Origin of the sequence: Latilactobacillus sp. (assembly GCF_033176295.1) — a bacterium.
In the GTDB taxonomy this organism is placed as follows: domain Bacteria; phylum Bacillota; class Bacilli; order Lactobacillales; family Lactobacillaceae; genus Latilactobacillus; species Latilactobacillus sakei.
On sequence record NZ_JAMQEX010000006.1, the window covers coordinates 55686 to 69607 of the forward strand.

Sequence of the window (13922 nt, forward strand, 5' to 3'; positions counted from 1 at the left end):
CCTACTTTCCAACATAAAAACTGATTATAACATAAAAAAAGCACTCAGTTGAGTGCTTTTAGTTGACATTCTTAGGACCCGCGTTATTTGTTGTCTGGCCTTGTGTGTAGGCTAATAAATGATCACGTAAGTCATTTTCCATGTGGTTTAATTCTTTTTCAGCCATTTGCCGTTTTTCGTGACCTTCTTGTTGAATCTTCAAGGTTTCTTGAAGGGTTTCGACTAAGTCGTTTTGGGTCTTTTGAAGGGTTTCGATATCAACGACGCCACGTTCGTTTTCCTTAGCAGTTTCAATTGATGACATCTTCAACATCGCACTATTTTTCTTCAAGAGATCGTTAGTTGTTTCGGAAACTTGGCGTTGTGCAGTGACCGCATCTTTTTGACGGAGGAGGGTCAAGGCGATTGCGACTTGATTCTTCCAAAGCGGAATAGCGGTGTTAATTGAGGCTTGAATTTTTTCAGCGAGCGCTTGGTTCGTATTTTGGATTAAGCGAATTTGTGGCGCTTGTTGGAGCGTAATTTGACGGGCTAACTCTAAATCATAAGTCCGCTTTTCAAGCCGGTTCTTAAATTGATTGAGATCATTGACCTCTTGCACAGCCATTTGATTGTTGTCATTTTCGGCTTTCGCCATAGCAGCTGGGATCTCAGTTTGATCGAGCGCTTGCATCTTGAGTTGACCAGCGGCGATGTAGATATTCAGTGCATCAAAGTAGGCTTTGTTTTTAGCGTATAGACCTTCCAATGTTTCGTTATCGCGCATTAAACCGTCTTTTTCTTTTTCCAGTTTAATCGCAATCCCGTCGATTTGAGCACCAATCTTTTGATACTTAGCAGTGACTTCGTAAACTGATTTTTTAATCTTACCAAACATCCGCTTGAAAACGTTGCTGTCTTCGGCCCGTAATTCGTCTGGGTTAGCTTCGTTTAGACGATACATCAATGAGGTCAGTGCGTCGCCGATTTCACCAGTTTCTTGGCTTTGGACTTGATTCAACATTGTTTGCGAAAAAGCACCTAGTTTCTTTTGGGCCTGGGCGCCGTAGTTGAGAACCGCCTGTTGATCGTTAACGTCTAATTGTTCAGCCAATTGTTGGGCTTGTTGTTGTTGTTCAGGTGAGAGTTGGTTTAGTAATTCTTCACCTGATTTTTTTTCAACCGTTTCTTCAGTAACGGCAGGGGCTGCTTGATCAAATGGGTCTTTTAATAAATCACTCATTAAATCATCTTGTTTTTCGGTAACGTCTGTCATTAGTTTTCCTCCTTGTGATCAGGGGTTGTTTGTTGTTTTGCAACTGAGATTTCAGTGTCGAGATCATCTAAATCATCGGCCACAAAAGTCGCGTAGTCTTGCTTAATTTGTTGGCTCAAAGCATCGATTGCTTCGGCAGATTTATCCAAAACAGCGTAGGTATCAGCCGTCTTAACTTCATGATGACTAATCTCGATGAATTTGCGCGTTAGTTCATTAATTGAAGGTAAGTGACGATAGAGAAAATCGCTAGCTAAGTGCAAGCGTTTGGGTTCCTTGACGATTGCTTGGAACATGGCTTGACTGACACGCGTTGTTTCTTGATTTAAATCAATCGCCTTTAATTTAGGAAGAGCTTGCATGTTAGTTGCCAAAGCTTGAACTTCAATTTCGGCTTGGTGCATTGTTGATCTGAAGAAATCAATCTCATCATCACTCATGCCGGCATCTTGATAGTGTTTCAGCATTTTATCTGAAATTTTGTGATTGGTTTTGTATTGGGGTTGTTGCTTAAGGCGTTTAAAACTGATTAGCATGTAGATCGCAGCGAGTAAGACACCTAGACCGACCCACAAGAAGTTATCCCAATCGCCATAGAAATCAAAAAGAGTTGCGAACGTTGGAATTGAAACTGCCATAATTAGAAAGCCAATACACCATATTTTTATTTTTTTAAACATTATTGTCAGCTCCTAAATTTATATTGATGAGTTCATTTTAACAGTAATTTCATTAAAAAGGTATCAGCCTAAGGATGGATATTTAATCCCAACCAAATAATGAACTTTTACGTACTGATAGCGGACGATTTCAAAAGCGCGTATAATGATTGACAAGAATGCAAACTTAATTAAAGGTGGTTAATTTTAAATGTCTTATGAGGAAAAGGTATTATCCGAAGAAACACTTTTTAAAGGGCATGTGATTGATCTAGCGGTTCAACAAGTTGCCTTGCCAGATGGTCAAACCGCCAGTCGCGAAATTGTCTATCACCATGGTGCGGTTGGGATTATTCCAATCACAGCTGATGGTGAGCTATTATTGGTACGACAATGGCGCGCACCAATGCAACGTGAAACGCTTGAAATTCCAGCGGGAAAAATTGATCTAGGTGAAACGGATTTGGCCAAGGTTGCTTTACGAGAATTAAATGAAGAAACAGGCTTAACGACGGCTAATTTACAACAAATTGCTGAATTTTTTACATCACCAGGTTTTTCTAATGAAAAAATGACGCTCTTTTATACGACGGCTCTAACCCCAGTTGCTAATAAACGTCCGTTAGATGATGATGAGTTTTTGAACGTTGAACGCTTAACACTCGCACAAGCGCAAGCAGCCGTTAAGAGTGGGCTCATTTGTGATGCCAAAACGATTATGGCACTATACTACTGGCAATTACAAAGCAAATAGGAGGGCTGACAATGGCTAATGAACCGAGTACGCGTGAAGCTTACCGCCAACAAAAAGAGGCGGAAGAAGCGGCTTTTAAACAACGCGATCAAGAACGGTTAAGAACCGAACGGGAATATGCCCGACAAAAGCAAAAGGCGGCTTTCAAGGCTGTGACCGATGACGCTCCGGAAAAGAAGCGTCGGCGTGAGAAAAAAGAAGATCTCCCAGCAGTTAAACGATTGAAGACTCGTTTGAACTGGGCGATTGGGATTACATTTGGATTAATTATAATCGTTTACTTGATCTTATTTTTCATATAAACTAGTAAAGTCGATTATTTTTAGGAAACGGAGAATATTAATATGAAAATTAGTGTCGTTTGTGCCATGGAAGAAGAAATTCGGACATTGTTAACGAAGTTAGAAGATGTTCAAGAACATACGGTGGCAGGCAATACCTTCTATAAAGGACAATTGTACGGTCATGAAGTCACGTTAGTTGAATCAGGGATTGGTAAAGTACAAGCTGGGATGACAACGGCGATTTTATTAGCCGAAGAAAAACCAGATGTTGTTATCAATACAGGTTCAGCTGGTGGGATTGGCGAAGGCTTACACATCGGTGACGTTGTGATTTCAAGTCAAGTCGCATATCATGATGCTGAAGCAACGGCCTTTGGTTATTTACCAGGACAATTACCACAACAACCCCAACGTTTTGAAGGGGATGCTAACACAGTTAAACAAATTGAAGCGGCTGCCAAAGCAGTTGACTTACAACCACGTGTTGGTTTAATCGTCACGGGTGACCAATTTATCGCCAGCCAAGATAAAATCAAAGCGATTAAGGAAATCTATCCAGAAGCCCTCTCTTGTGAAATGGAAGGCGCAGCGATTGGCCAAGTGGCAACCCAATTTGGGATTCCATTCGTTGTTATCCGTGCTATGAGTGATGTTGGTGATGAGGATGCCGGTGTAACGTTTGACGAATTCATCGTAGAAGCAGGCCAAAAATCAGCAGCAATGCTCCTCAACTTCTTGAAGAATATTAAATAAAAATGAGTGCTTTTGAAACGGGTTGACTCTGAGCATTAACTTAATTTGGCGGATTAGCGATGCAATCGCTGATTTGACAAATGTTGTTAAGCGCAAGAGTCAGTTTCGAAAAGCACGTTAAAGAAAGAATTGCGTTTGAAACGGGTTGACTCTGAGCATTAACTTAATTTGGCGGATTAGCGATGTAATCGCTGATTTGACAAATGTTGTTAAGCGCAAGAGTCAGTTTCAAAAAGCACGTTAAAAAAGAAGTGTGTTCAAACCCGGGATATTCCGAACACTAGCCTAACAAGGCGAATGGTTGCTGAAAGTAATCGTTTGACTTGTGACGCTAGGCAAAGGAATATGGGTTGAAAAGCACATTAATCAGGAGTTTCTATGGAAAAATTTTGTCAAAGTTGTGGCATGCCACTTTCACCAGCCAACCAAGGTCGTGAACAAGATGGCACCAAATCAACGCAATATTGCCAACTTTGTTACATTGATGGTCAATGGACAGAACCGACAATTACTTTTGAACAGATGTTAGCTAAAGGTATCGCGGGTCTTCGTGCTGATCAAACAACCGGTCAATTAAAAAAATGGTTCTTAATTAAAAGCTATCCGATGATGCTCAAAAAAATGAGACGGTGGCAATAAGTGACCAAGTAAGTCTAGCTTTGATGCTAGGCTTATTTTTTTTGGACAAAATGGCAATTTCTGTTAAACTAACGTCAATATCATAACTGGATGCGGAGGGTTACCAATGACATCAGAGGTTGAGCAATATTGGCAAACGTTTATTAAAGAACAAAATTTATCACCTGAACGGCAACCAGCAGAAATTTATTCATTTGGAAATACAGTGCAAATGGCTAATGAATTAGCGGTACTAGTCATTAGTAGTCAAAAAACGGCAACTACTTCGGCCATTGACTTGTATGAACCTAATGAGCATGTACCTCAGGCTGGTGATTATAATATTATATTAGATGGACAAGGGAAACCCGCTGCGATTACTAAAACAATGAGCTGTAAAATTATTGCTTATAATAAGGCATCGGCTGATCATGCTTATTTAAAAGGTGAGGGTGATCGAACACTTGATTATTGGCGAGCGGTTCATGAACCTTTTTTTACGGCTGAATATGCCGAGTTAAACCGAACATTTGAGCCAACGATTCCTTGTTTATGTGAACAATTTATGGTGGTTAAGTCTTAGAGGAGTGTGAGGAAAATGATTCCCAAACGATTATCAAAAGGCGATGAAATTCGGGTCATCGCACCTAGCAATAGTTTACAAAGTGTGGGCGGGTTTACCGCCAATCAAGCGGCGCTCAAACGCCTAAACGACCTCGGTTATCAGGTAACATTTGGTCAAAATGTGATGGTAATGGACTGTCTTAATTCAAGTCCAATTGAGGCGCGTGTTGCTGATTTACATGCCGCTTTTTTAGATGATAACGTTAAAGCAATTTTAGCGGTGACTGGTGGTTATAATGCCAACGAATTATTGCCATATCTCGATTTTGAATTGATTGCTAAACACCCTAAGATTATTTGTGGCTACTCTGATTTTACATCGTTGGCCAATGCGATTACCGCTAAGACCGGCTTAGTGACCTATTACGGCCCGTCTTACATCGCATTTAAATTAGCGGATCAACTCGGTGATTATCAAGTTCAAAATTGGCAAAAAGTGATGACTCAGGGCACGGATACGGTTCGGTTGACTGCATCTGCCCAATGGTCAAGTGATGCATGGTACTTGCCGGATGCTAAGCGCGACTATCACGACAATCAATGGCAGACATATGCCAAAGGCCACGTAACGGGTGAGTTAGTGGGGGGCAACTTGAACACGCTCTACACCTTACAAGGAACGTCTTATCAACCAAATTATGATCGTAAAATTTTATTGATCGAGTGTTCAGATGATTCTGATCGTTACGATTTTTCACGTAATCTAGCGGCACTCTTACAAAGTATTCGACAGCCACAGGCGCTGATTATCGGGCGAATCCCGACGGATGTTGATTTGGATGAAGAAATGCTCTTATATATTTTAGCGAAATTTCCAATTTTAAAAACGATACCAGTACTCTATAATGTCAATGTTGGGCATACGCAACCGATTCTGACATTACCAATTGGTCAGACAATTACGGTGGATGCGACGGAGAAATGGGTACAGATTGAAAATGATAGATAAAAAAGGCGGTAGTTAGATGGATTTGTATGGCGTGTTATTCATAATAACATTGATGATATTTTTACCGGAGCGTTATCGAGATTATGTTTATCTTAAACTAGGCTATTATCGGTATTTAATCCTTTTAGGGCTATTTTTAGCTTTAATAGCGACGCTCGTTAGCAACGAATTCTTCGTCTTTATTCCGATGGCGATTATTTTATCCTGTTTGGTTGCTTTTTTAGATTTTAGAAGTTTTAAAAAATTTATGAATCGAAATGAATAATGACTTTTGAGGCTGACACAAATTTATTTTTGTGCCAGCCTTTTTTAATAAAAAAACGCACCTTCATCAGAAGATACGTTTTTAGATTTATATTTTTAAATTATTATAACTGTCTTAAAGCTGCCATTAGGGCTGGTTGCCGTTGAATTTCCGTTAGCGGTAAATCATTGGTAATTTGATGGCCTTCGTTAAAAATAACAATTCGCTTAGCGATTTGTTGCACCTGTTCGTAGTTATGACTGGCAAGCAAAATGCTTTTGCCAGCCTGGTTCAGCTGTTGTAGTAGTTGAACTAATAGTGTCTGATAAGCTGCCGATAAGCCATTAAAGGGTTCATCCAAAATAATCATTTCGGGATTCATTGTTAAGATGCTCCCTAATGCGACTAATTTCTTTTCACCACCGGATAGTTGATAGGGGACTCGATCGGCGAGTTTTTCGATTTGAAGGAGTTTTAAGCAGTCTTGCACACGGGTTTGAACGGCTTCTTTAGACAGACCCATCTGTTCAGGACCAAAGGCGAGTTCGGCGAAAACCGTTTCGTTGAAGAGTTGCACATCACTGTTTTGAAAAACAAAGCCGACCGCACGATGTAAGGCGGTCGTTTGAGCCGCATTTTTTAAAAATTGATGATCAACTAACTGGTCCTTAAAGTAATATTGGCCGGCCGTTGGTTCGATTAAGCCATTGATTAATTTGAATAAGGTTGATTTACCAGAACCGTTGGGCCCCATAAACGCGACTGCTTCACCAGGCTGAATAGTGAGCGAAATATCCGTTAAACTATCTGTTTGGGTGTAGGCATAGTGAATGTGATTGAGTTGTAGCATATTATTTACCTCCGAATGAAACAGAATAGACAAATCAAGGTGAGATCCCAACTGATTAAGCGCCAATCGTAGCGTGTAATGGTTAATGATGCTTGTTGATTAACATGACCAGTATAACCCCGTAAAAGCATCGCTTGATATAATTCAGTCATATAAGCTCGTGCGCTTAGATAGAGTCGACCAATCAAGGAACCGACTAAGTGCTGTCTTTTTTGCGCTTTACCGGTTGAACGCAAGCGTATTGCCCAAAGTGATTCTTGTAAAAATTGTGCTAATAAATGGCTGTATTTAAGACTAATTTCTAAAGTTAAAACTAGCAGTCCGGGTAGTTTAAGTTGGCGTAAGGCTAAAATAAACGCAGGCCAGGTGATTAACTGTAAAAAAAAGCCAATATTGAATAAAATAATCTCGGTACGAATAATAAAATACCAAGTCGTTTCAGCGTGACCGAGCCAGAAATTCGGTAAAATTAACGCAAGGGCGACTAAACTAATGCTAGCGACTCGCTTTAAAAGTGGTCCAATTTGCTGACCTGGTAAGACACAAATACGGATAAGTGTTAATAATCCGATTAGCCAAATGAGTAAAAAGCTATGTGTGAGTACGACGATTAAAATGGTAATGAGTAAACTAAGCAATTGAATACCAGGTGTTTGCCGAGTTGATTGATGTCGGATGGTTGGTTGGGCGAGTCGTGACAAAATAGCCGTCAGTAACCGTAAATTTTGAATTAAAAAACGGTCGGGTTTAGCGACCGTTTGGGGAATTATTTCTGTTTTGTTGAGCCAATCAGGCAGTTTAGGCGTGGGTTGCATAATGATTAATCACCAGTTTTCCAATGAGATAGAAGATAAGGACCGCTGTCAGTGCGGATAGCATGTAACCAAGTGGTAGGGGAAGCCCTTGAATCGCGTAATCGCTAAAGAGGGCATTAAAGTTTAAGCCATGGGCCATACCGGTCGGGAGGACTTGGCTAAGATGGGCTGTTTTTAATTGTTGCAAGAGTTCACTTGCGTCCCATTCACCCCAAGCAGTGCCACTTGCTAATAAACCAATCGGTGACAAAATAATCAAACCAACGATAAAAGTATAAAGGGCACGGTGTAGTTTTTTAGTTGGTGTTACTGCGGTGAGTTTTTGAGGGGCAGCGTAAAGTTCGTTAGGGGCAACTTTTTTGATGAATTGATAGACCGCAACCGTGAAACCAGCTTCAACCCAACCAGCGATTAATAGGTGGGCGAATAACATTGCTGGAATCGCAATGTGTAGCGGATAAGGGGCATAAAGTGGTTGACCAGCTGCGTCATGGGCGATTAAGGGTTGTAAGCCAAGTTCAATGCCCGCCATTAAAGCCGCCGCGTTGATGCCTAGATAAGCACCAAGGATAACACCCAACTTTTCGTGATGCCATTTTTGAAAAAGTCGATAAATACCATAACCGACAAAAGGCATAACAACAGCCATATTGAAGACATTAGCACCTAGCGCGAGGATCCCACCATCGCCAAACAAGAAGGCTTGTGTCACTAAAGCAAGTGTAACCGATAAACTGGCGGCATACGGGCCAATCAGGATGGCGAGTAAAGTAGCACCAACGGCATGGGCGGTTGTCCCACCAGGAATCGGCACGTTAAACATCATCATTAAAAACGACAGAGAAGCGGAGATGCCTAGCATCGGCACCGTTTCTTTTTTTTCGGCAACTTGTAGCTTAACCTTCTTTAGTGCCAAGCCAACGATTGGTATAGTGGCAGCGAAGAAAAAAGTACAGGTTTGTGGACTTAAATAATTATCTGGAATATGCATGTGATGAAACCTCCATATGAGTCAATTGATGCTGTTCATGTTACGCGTCTCATAGGGGTTTTCAATGCCATTTCATGTATACAAATGGTAACAAACGGCTAGTTGGCAATGTTGTCCAATAGATAACTGACATCCTTAATTAAAAATTTGTGGCCGTTAGTTTGCAAGACACCATCTTTTTTAAGCTGATTGAGCATTCTATTAACACTACTTCTGGAACTAATGCCACAAAAACCAGCGATATCTTCGTTAGTGACTACAAAATCAATCAGAATACCGTCTTTTTGTTTGATTCCAAATAGGTCGATTAGGTTGTATAAGAAGGCACAAAGCCCGCCTTTTTTACCATTCATCATCATTTTTTGCAGACGATAAATATTTTCAGATAATTTTTTACGATAGTAATTTTTAATGTAGTTTTGCAATTCAGGGGTGGTGTTAACGTAGTGCCAGAAGGTGACCCGATCGATTTGATAGAAGGTTGCTTCTTCTGATTCAATCCGGACGTTAAAGGGTTGGTCGGTGTATTTAGAGACCTCATCGCGAAGGAGCGAAATAACGTCGGGTTGTGCGATATAAGATAAGTTAAATTCACGGCCATCTTGTAAGATAATCGAATTTTTGATAATGCCGTTTTTCAATATATAGGTATAACGTTCCTCTAGACCATGATAGGTCAGATAAGTATGTCGTTTTTTGGTGATAATTGGGACTTGTCGATCCTCTAAAAAATTAATTAGAAATTCAATATCATTTAAAACCATAATGCGATAGCCTACCTTAATTGAGATTAATAATCATTTATACTTATTATTCGATAACTTAAGTCTTAAGTGTACGCTATTTTAATTGAACATTTGTTAACATTTGTAGCCTTCCTTTTGTAACGTTTAATGTTGTCTATAAATTATACCGCATCCTTTTCAGAAAATCTGTATAACTATGAGCGTAGCTTTTTTAAGCGTTAATTTAGAACCGAGAAAGGAAGTCCTACAGTTTGGTAGCTATAAAATTACCTTACGATCAAAAAATTATTACGGCTAATATTGCAGATGCTAATTTTGCCGGCAAGCTGGTTTCTCAAGCAGCCACTTATCAAAATCCATTGAGTGAGGCCGAAACAGTTGAGCAGTCATTGGATAATCCCATTGATAGTCCGAAGTTGGAAGAATTGGCGAAGGGAAAGAAGAACATTGTCATCATTAGTTCTGATCACACCCGACCAGTACCTTCGCACATTATGACCCCTATTTTATTAAGACGGATTCGTTCAGTGGCACCTGATGCACGCATCCGCATTTTGGTGGCAACCGGGTTTCACCGACCTTCAACGCACGAAGAACTCGTTAATAAGTATGGTGAAGAAATCGTTGCTAATGAAGAAATCGTCATGCACATCTCAACTGATGATAGTTCAGTGGTTAAAATTGGCCAATTACCTTCAGGCGGTGATTGCATTATCAATAAAATTGCTGTTGAAGCTGACTTGTTAATTTCAGAAGGTTTCATTGAATCTCATTTCTTCGCCGGTTTTTCAGGCGGTCGGAAATCAATTCTACCGGGTGTGGCGTCATACAAAACAATTATGGCCAACCACTCAGGTGAATTTATCAATTCCCATTATTCAAGAACTGGGAACTTAATGCATAATCCAGTCCACAAGGATATGGTTTACGCCGCTAAAACAGCCGGTCTTAAATTTATCTTGAACGTTGTTTTGGATGAAGATAAACATATCATCGGTTCTTTTGCCGGTAATTTAGAAACGGCACACAAAAAAGGCTGTGACTTCGTTGAAAGTCTATCAGAAGTCGACAAAATTGATTGTGATATCGCGATCTCAACCAATGGTGGTTATCCACTTGATCAAAATATCTACCAAGCGGTTAAAGGGATGACTGCTGCTGAAGCCACAAACAAACAAGGTGGCGTAATTATTATGGTCGCTGGTGCACGTGATGGTCATGGTGGCGATGGTTTCTACCATAATATTGCCGACGTTAAAGATCCAAAGGAATTCTTAGACCAAGCAATTAACACACCACGGCTTGAAACGGTGCCCGATCAATGGACGTCACAAATTTTAGCCCGAATTTTAGTGCAACATCACGTGATTTTCGTATCAGATTTAGTTGATCCTCAATTAATTACCGATATGCATATGGAACTGGCAACTAGTTTAGATGCTGCCTTAGAACGAGCCTATGCAATTGAAGGTGCGGACGCAAAAGTGACTGTAATCCCTGATGGTTTAGGGGTTATTGTGAAATAACAATAGAAAGAATGAGTAGTTTGGACACAACAAATGAGCTACAACAGCTATTAGAAGCCGTTGCAAACCAAAAAGTCAGTGTAAAAGAGGCCACCAAGCAGCTAGCGCATGAACAGACCATCGATGATTTAGGCTTTGCCAAGGTCGATTTAAGTCGCCAAAAACGTAATGGCTATCCGGAAGTAATCTATGGTGCCGGTAAGACAGCCGACCAAATTATTGGCATTATCGGTTCTTTAAAACGGCATGCTGAAAATATTCTCTGTACGAGAGTATCTCCCCAAAAGTATGCGGTAATTAGAGTTGCCGAACCAACCGCCCATTATGATGAATTAGCCCAGTGCGTCACTTTAATGTTAAAGCCGGTAGAACAAACTAAGCATTATATTGCCGTTGTGACGGCTGGTACTTCAGACATGGCGGTTGCCGAAGAAGCAGCCGTTACCGCAGAGGTTTACGGTAACCAAGTGAAACGAATTTATGATGTCGGGGTTGCTGGCATTCATCGTCTTTTTGAACATTTAGATGAGATTCGTGAGGCCCAGGTCGTGATTGTGGTCGCTGGCATGGAAGGCGCCTTAGCCAGTGTTGTTGGTGGGTTGATTGAAAAACCACTGATTGCCGTCCCCACTAGCATCGGTTATGGGACGAACTTTGGTGGACTAACAGCGCTGATGACGATGCTCAATAGTTGTGCTTCAGGCATTACGGTCGTCAATGTCGATAATGGTTTTGGCGCCGGTTACTCAGCAAGTATGATCAATCATTTAAGTGAGACGGAGGATGACAAATGAGAACACTTTATTTAGACGCTTTTTCAGGGATTAGTGGTGACATGTTTATTGGCGCATTACTCGATTTAGGGGTTGATTTCAAGCAATTTGAGACCGAATTGGCCAAGTTAAATGTGACTGGTTACCACTTGCATGCCCAGCGGATCGCTAAAAGCAGTATCTATGGGACCGATTTTGATGTTCATTTGCCAGAAACCGTGCACAAGGATGAAGGCTTTATTGAAACCACATCAACTCATCATCATGATCATCCACACCAACATGCAGATGGGCATACACATAGCCATGGTGATGAAGTTCGGCATTTAAAGGACATTGAAGCCATCATTGATCACAGTGATTTAAGCGATTATGTTAAAACCAATGCTAAACAAGTTTTTACGGAAATTGCCAAATCAGAAGCGGTTGTTCACGAATTGCCGCTAAGTGATGTTCATTTTCATGAAGTCGGTGCGCTCGATTCAATCGTTGATATTGTCGGCGCGTTTATCGCACTCGAATTATTGGCAGTCGACCAAGTTTATTCATCCGAATTAACGGATGGCAGTGGCTTTATCAAAGTGGCCCATGGAATGATGCCTGTTCCGGTACCAGCTGTGATGCAAATGCGAGTGGGCAGTGCGATTCCGATTAAGCAAAACCCAGAGATTCATACGGAATTGATTACACCAACGGGAATGGGGATTGTTAAGACGATTGTCGATCAATTCTGTCCAATTCCAGACAACCAAACGATTACTAAAGTTGGTTATGGCTTTGGTAATCGGGAAACACCACAACTCAACGCATTACGTGTGATGTTGTGCGAAAAAAAAAACTAAGCCAACAAGTTGTTGAAGAAAAGGCAGATCAGATATTAGTGTTGGAGGCCAACATTGATGATCAGTCAGCGGAAAGTTTAGCGCCGGTTTTGGATTTATTGATGGATAATGGGGCGCTCGATGCCTTTTTCAGTCCCATTCAAATGAAGAAAAATCGGCCAGCTATCAAACTAACGGTCATGATTCATCCAGCCGATCAGCAAGCCATTACTTATCTGATTTTGAAACACACATCAACCGTTGGCGTGCGTTACCAGACTATGGGGCGCACCATCATGCCACGTCATTTTATGACCGTCACAACGAGTTATGGTGATATTCGGGTCAAAGTAGTTAATTACGACGATATTGAAAAATATACGCCGGAGTTTGACGACTGTTTAGCAGCCGCTAAGGCCTATGACGTGGCGCTTAATCAAGTTTATCTCGCTGTTTATCAGCAATTAAAATAAAAGCACAGCAAGCTATTGGCAAAAGCACGTTTTAAAATAGTCATTATTTGGAGGAATTTATTCATGGTTCATCAGTTATTAGCAGAATTCATGGGCACAGCGCTCATGATCATTTTCGGGGTCGGGGTTCATAGTGATGAAGTCCTCAAAGGCTCAAAATATCGTGGCTCAGGTCATTTATTTGCGATTACAACTTGGGGCTTCGGGATTACAGTAGCCTTATTCATCTTTGGGGATGTCTCAATTAACCCAGCGATGGTACTAGCACAATGCGTTTTAGGCAATATCTCATGGGCAATGTTCATTCCTTATTCAGTTGCTGAAGTCTTGGGTGGGGTTGTCGGTGCTATCATTGTCTACATTATGTACGCCGACGAATTCAAAGCTTCAGAAGGCAATGTCGATCCAGTCGCTGTTCGGAACATCTTCTCAACAGCCCCTGGTATCCGCAATTTACCTCGGAACTTCTTCGTTGAATTTTTCGCAACATTTGTTTTCATTTCATCAATTATCGCGATTACACAAATCAAGACACCAGGGATTGCACCAATTGCTGTTGGGTTACTTGTTTGGGCAATTGGGATGGGGATGGGCGGTCCTACCGGATTCGCGATGAACCTTGCACGTGATATGGGTCCTAGAATTGCGCACGCTATTTTACCTATTAAAAATAAAGCTAACTCAGATTGGCAATACGGGATTATTGTACCTGGGATTGCCCCATTTGTTGGTGGCTTATGTGCCGCACTCTTCATGCGGAGCTTCTTTGGTATCTAATTTAATCGGA

17 protein-coding genes are annotated in these 13922 nt (G+C 41.0%); 11 read left to right on the plus strand and 6 right to left on the minus strand.

What is annotated here, in order from left to right:
- Nucleotides 1–58: 58 nt before the first annotated feature.
- Together NDN60_RS04525 and NDN60_RS04530 are read right to left on the minus strand one after the other, a co-directional pair.
- Nucleotides 59–1255, minus strand: a complete 1197-nt coding sequence (locus NDN60_RS04525; protein ID WP_061827304.1) for a toxic anion resistance protein — start codon at nucleotides 1253–1255, stop codon at nucleotides 59–61.
- Nucleotides 1255–1935, minus strand: coding sequence for a 5-bromo-4-chloroindolyl phosphate hydrolysis family protein (locus NDN60_RS04530; RefSeq protein WP_011374480.1), 681 nt, complete (start codon nucleotides 1933–1935; stop codon nucleotides 1255–1257). Before NDN60_RS04530 ends, NDN60_RS04525 begins: the two co-directional genes overlap by 1 nt.
- A gap of 190 nt (nucleotides 1936–2125) precedes the next feature.
- Between NDN60_RS04530 and NDN60_RS04535 the strand changes: the two genes are divergently transcribed.
- The 6 genes from NDN60_RS04535 (at nucleotide 2126) to NDN60_RS04560 (ending at nucleotide 5896) form a co-directional block, all read left to right on the plus strand.
- Nucleotides 2126–2668 carry an NUDIX hydrolase gene (locus tag NDN60_RS04535; protein WP_011374481.1) on the plus strand — a complete coding sequence of 181 codons (543 nt, stop codon included), beginning with the start codon at nucleotides 2126–2128 and terminating at the stop codon, nucleotides 2666–2668.
- An 11-nt stretch (nucleotides 2669–2679) separates the two neighbouring features.
- Nucleotides 2680–2970 (plus strand): hypothetical protein, encoded by a 291-nt coding sequence (locus NDN60_RS04540; protein WP_011374482.1) that lies wholly within the window; start codon nucleotides 2680–2682, stop codon nucleotides 2968–2970.
- A 42-nt stretch (nucleotides 2971–3012) separates the two neighbouring features.
- Entirely contained in the window at nucleotides 3013–3705 is a 693-nt protein-coding gene (locus NDN60_RS04545) for a 5'-methylthioadenosine/adenosylhomocysteine nucleosidase (RefSeq protein WP_011374483.1), read from the plus strand.
- Nucleotides 3706–4083: 378 nt separating this feature from the next.
- Nucleotides 4084–4344 (plus strand): zinc ribbon domain-containing protein, encoded by a 261-nt coding sequence (locus tag NDN60_RS04550; RefSeq protein WP_011374484.1) that lies wholly within the window; start codon nucleotides 4084–4086, stop codon nucleotides 4342–4344.
- 106 nt (nucleotides 4345–4450) lie between these two features.
- Nucleotides 4451–4906, plus strand: coding sequence for an ASCH domain-containing protein (locus NDN60_RS04555; protein WP_099947320.1), 456 nt, complete (start codon nucleotides 4451–4453; stop codon nucleotides 4904–4906).
- Between the two features lie 15 nt (nucleotides 4907–4921).
- Nucleotides 4922–5896, plus strand: a complete 975-nt coding sequence (locus NDN60_RS04560; protein ID WP_099947645.1) for a S66 family peptidase — start codon at nucleotides 4922–4924, stop codon at nucleotides 5894–5896.
- A 368-nt stretch (nucleotides 5897–6264) separates the two neighbouring features.
- Here the strand turns inward: NDN60_RS04560 and NDN60_RS04565 are convergent, their stop codons facing one another.
- The 4 genes from NDN60_RS04565 to NDN60_RS04580 all read right to left on the minus strand — a co-directional run bounded on the left by NDN60_RS04565 (nucleotide 6265) and on the right by NDN60_RS04580 (nucleotide 9560).
- Nucleotides 6265–6990: an energy-coupling factor ABC transporter ATP-binding protein gene (locus tag NDN60_RS04565; RefSeq protein WP_056948377.1), complete on the minus strand. Its 726-nt coding sequence runs from the start codon at nucleotides 6988–6990 to the stop codon at nucleotides 6265–6267.
- A gap of 5 nt (nucleotides 6991–6995) precedes the next feature.
- A complete protein-coding gene (locus NDN60_RS04570; RefSeq protein ID WP_011374488.1) occupies nucleotides 6996–7805 on the minus strand; it encodes an energy-coupling factor transporter transmembrane component T in 810 nt (269 codons plus the stop codon).
- Nucleotides 7789–8796: a cobalt transporter CbiM gene (gene cbiM, locus NDN60_RS04575; protein WP_011374489.1), complete on the minus strand. Its 1008-nt coding sequence runs from the start codon at nucleotides 8794–8796 to the stop codon at nucleotides 7789–7791. Before cbiM ends, NDN60_RS04570 begins: the two co-directional genes overlap by 17 nt.
- A gap of 98 nt (nucleotides 8797–8894) precedes the next feature.
- Nucleotides 8895–9560 carry a Crp/Fnr family transcriptional regulator gene (locus NDN60_RS04580; RefSeq protein ID WP_011374490.1) on the minus strand — a complete coding sequence of 222 codons (666 nt, stop codon included), beginning with the start codon at nucleotides 9558–9560 and terminating at the stop codon, nucleotides 8895–8897.
- 233 nt (nucleotides 9561–9793) lie between these two features.
- Here NDN60_RS04580 and larA point away from each other — a divergent pair, with 233 nt between their 5' ends.
- The 5 genes from larA (at nucleotide 9794) to larD (ending at nucleotide 13912) form a co-directional block, all read left to right on the plus strand.
- Complete coding sequence (larA, locus tag NDN60_RS04585; protein WP_011374491.1) at nucleotides 9794–11068, plus strand: nickel-dependent lactate racemase; 1275 nt, start codon at nucleotides 9794–9796, stop codon at nucleotides 11066–11068.
- Nucleotides 11069–11079: 11 nt separating this feature from the next.
- The gene (gene larB, locus NDN60_RS04590) at nucleotides 11080–11862 is read left to right on the plus strand and encodes a nickel pincer cofactor biosynthesis protein LarB (RefSeq protein WP_096585092.1); all 783 of its coding nucleotides are present in this window, start codon (nucleotides 11080–11082) and stop codon (nucleotides 11860–11862) included.
- A complete protein-coding gene (locus NDN60_RS04595) occupies nucleotides 11859–12683 on the plus strand; it encodes a LarC family nickel insertion protein (RefSeq protein ID WP_099947646.1) in 825 nt (274 codons plus the stop codon). Before larB ends, NDN60_RS04595 begins: the two co-directional genes overlap by 4 nt.
- Nucleotides 12665–13135, plus strand: coding sequence for a nickel insertion protein (larC, locus tag NDN60_RS04600; RefSeq protein ID WP_011374494.1), 471 nt, complete (start codon nucleotides 12665–12667; stop codon nucleotides 13133–13135). The genes NDN60_RS04595 and larC overlap by 19 nt, the downstream gene beginning before the upstream one ends.
- Before the next feature lie 63 nt (nucleotides 13136–13198).
- On the plus strand, nucleotides 13199–13912 hold the full coding sequence (gene larD / locus NDN60_RS04605; RefSeq protein ID WP_011374495.1) for a D/L-lactic acid transporter LarD: 714 nt from the start codon (nucleotides 13199–13201) through the stop codon (nucleotides 13910–13912).
- Nucleotides 13913–13922 lie beyond the last annotated feature (10 nt).

Excerpts from the sequence above, each read along its gene's own strand:
- NDN60_RS04595 (WP_099947646.1), top strand. The coding sequence starts at position 11,859 with ATGAGAACACTTTATTTAGACGCTTTTTCAGGGATTAGTGGTGACATG.
- NDN60_RS04535 (WP_011374481.1), top strand. The coding sequence starts at position 2,126 with ATGTCTTATGAGGAAAAGGTATTATCCGAAGAAACACTTTTTAAAGGG.
- NDN60_RS04545 (WP_011374483.1), top strand. The coding sequence starts at position 3,013 with ATGAAAATTAGTGTCGTTTGTGCCATGGAAGAAGAAATTCGGACATTG.
- NDN60_RS04550 (WP_011374484.1), top strand. The coding sequence starts at position 4,084 with ATGGAAAAATTTTGTCAAAGTTGTGGCATGCCACTTTCACCAGCCAAC.
- NDN60_RS04540 (WP_011374482.1), top strand. The coding sequence starts at position 2,680 with ATGGCTAATGAACCGAGTACGCGTGAAGCTTACCGCCAACAAAAAGAG.
- larD (WP_011374495.1), top strand. The coding sequence starts at position 13,199 with ATGGTTCATCAGTTATTAGCAGAATTCATGGGCACAGCGCTCATGATC.
- NDN60_RS04525 (WP_061827304.1), bottom strand. The coding sequence starts at position 1,255 with ATGACAGACGTTACCGAAAAACAAGATGATTTAATGAGTGATTTATTA.
- NDN60_RS04570 (WP_011374488.1), bottom strand. The coding sequence starts at position 7,805 with ATGCAACCCACGCCTAAACTGCCTGATTGGCTCAACAAAACAGAAATA.
- NDN60_RS04580 (WP_011374490.1), bottom strand. The coding sequence starts at position 9,560 with ATGGTTTTAAATGATATTGAATTTCTAATTAATTTTTTAGAGGATCGA.
- larB (WP_096585092.1), top strand. The coding sequence starts at position 11,080 with ATGAGTAGTTTGGACACAACAAATGAGCTACAACAGCTATTAGAAGCC.
- NDN60_RS04530 (WP_011374480.1), bottom strand. The coding sequence starts at position 1,935 with ATGTTTAAAAAAATAAAAATATGGTGTATTGGCTTTCTAATTATGGCA.
- cbiM (WP_011374489.1), bottom strand. The coding sequence starts at position 8,796 with ATGCATATTCCAGATAATTATTTAAGTCCACAAACCTGTACTTTTTTC.
- NDN60_RS04555 (WP_099947320.1), top strand. The coding sequence starts at position 4,451 with ATGACATCAGAGGTTGAGCAATATTGGCAAACGTTTATTAAAGAACAA.
- NDN60_RS04560 (WP_099947645.1), top strand. The coding sequence starts at position 4,922 with ATGATTCCCAAACGATTATCAAAAGGCGATGAAATTCGGGTCATCGCA.
- NDN60_RS04565 (WP_056948377.1), bottom strand. The coding sequence starts at position 6,990 with ATGCTACAACTCAATCACATTCACTATGCCTACACCCAAACAGATAGT.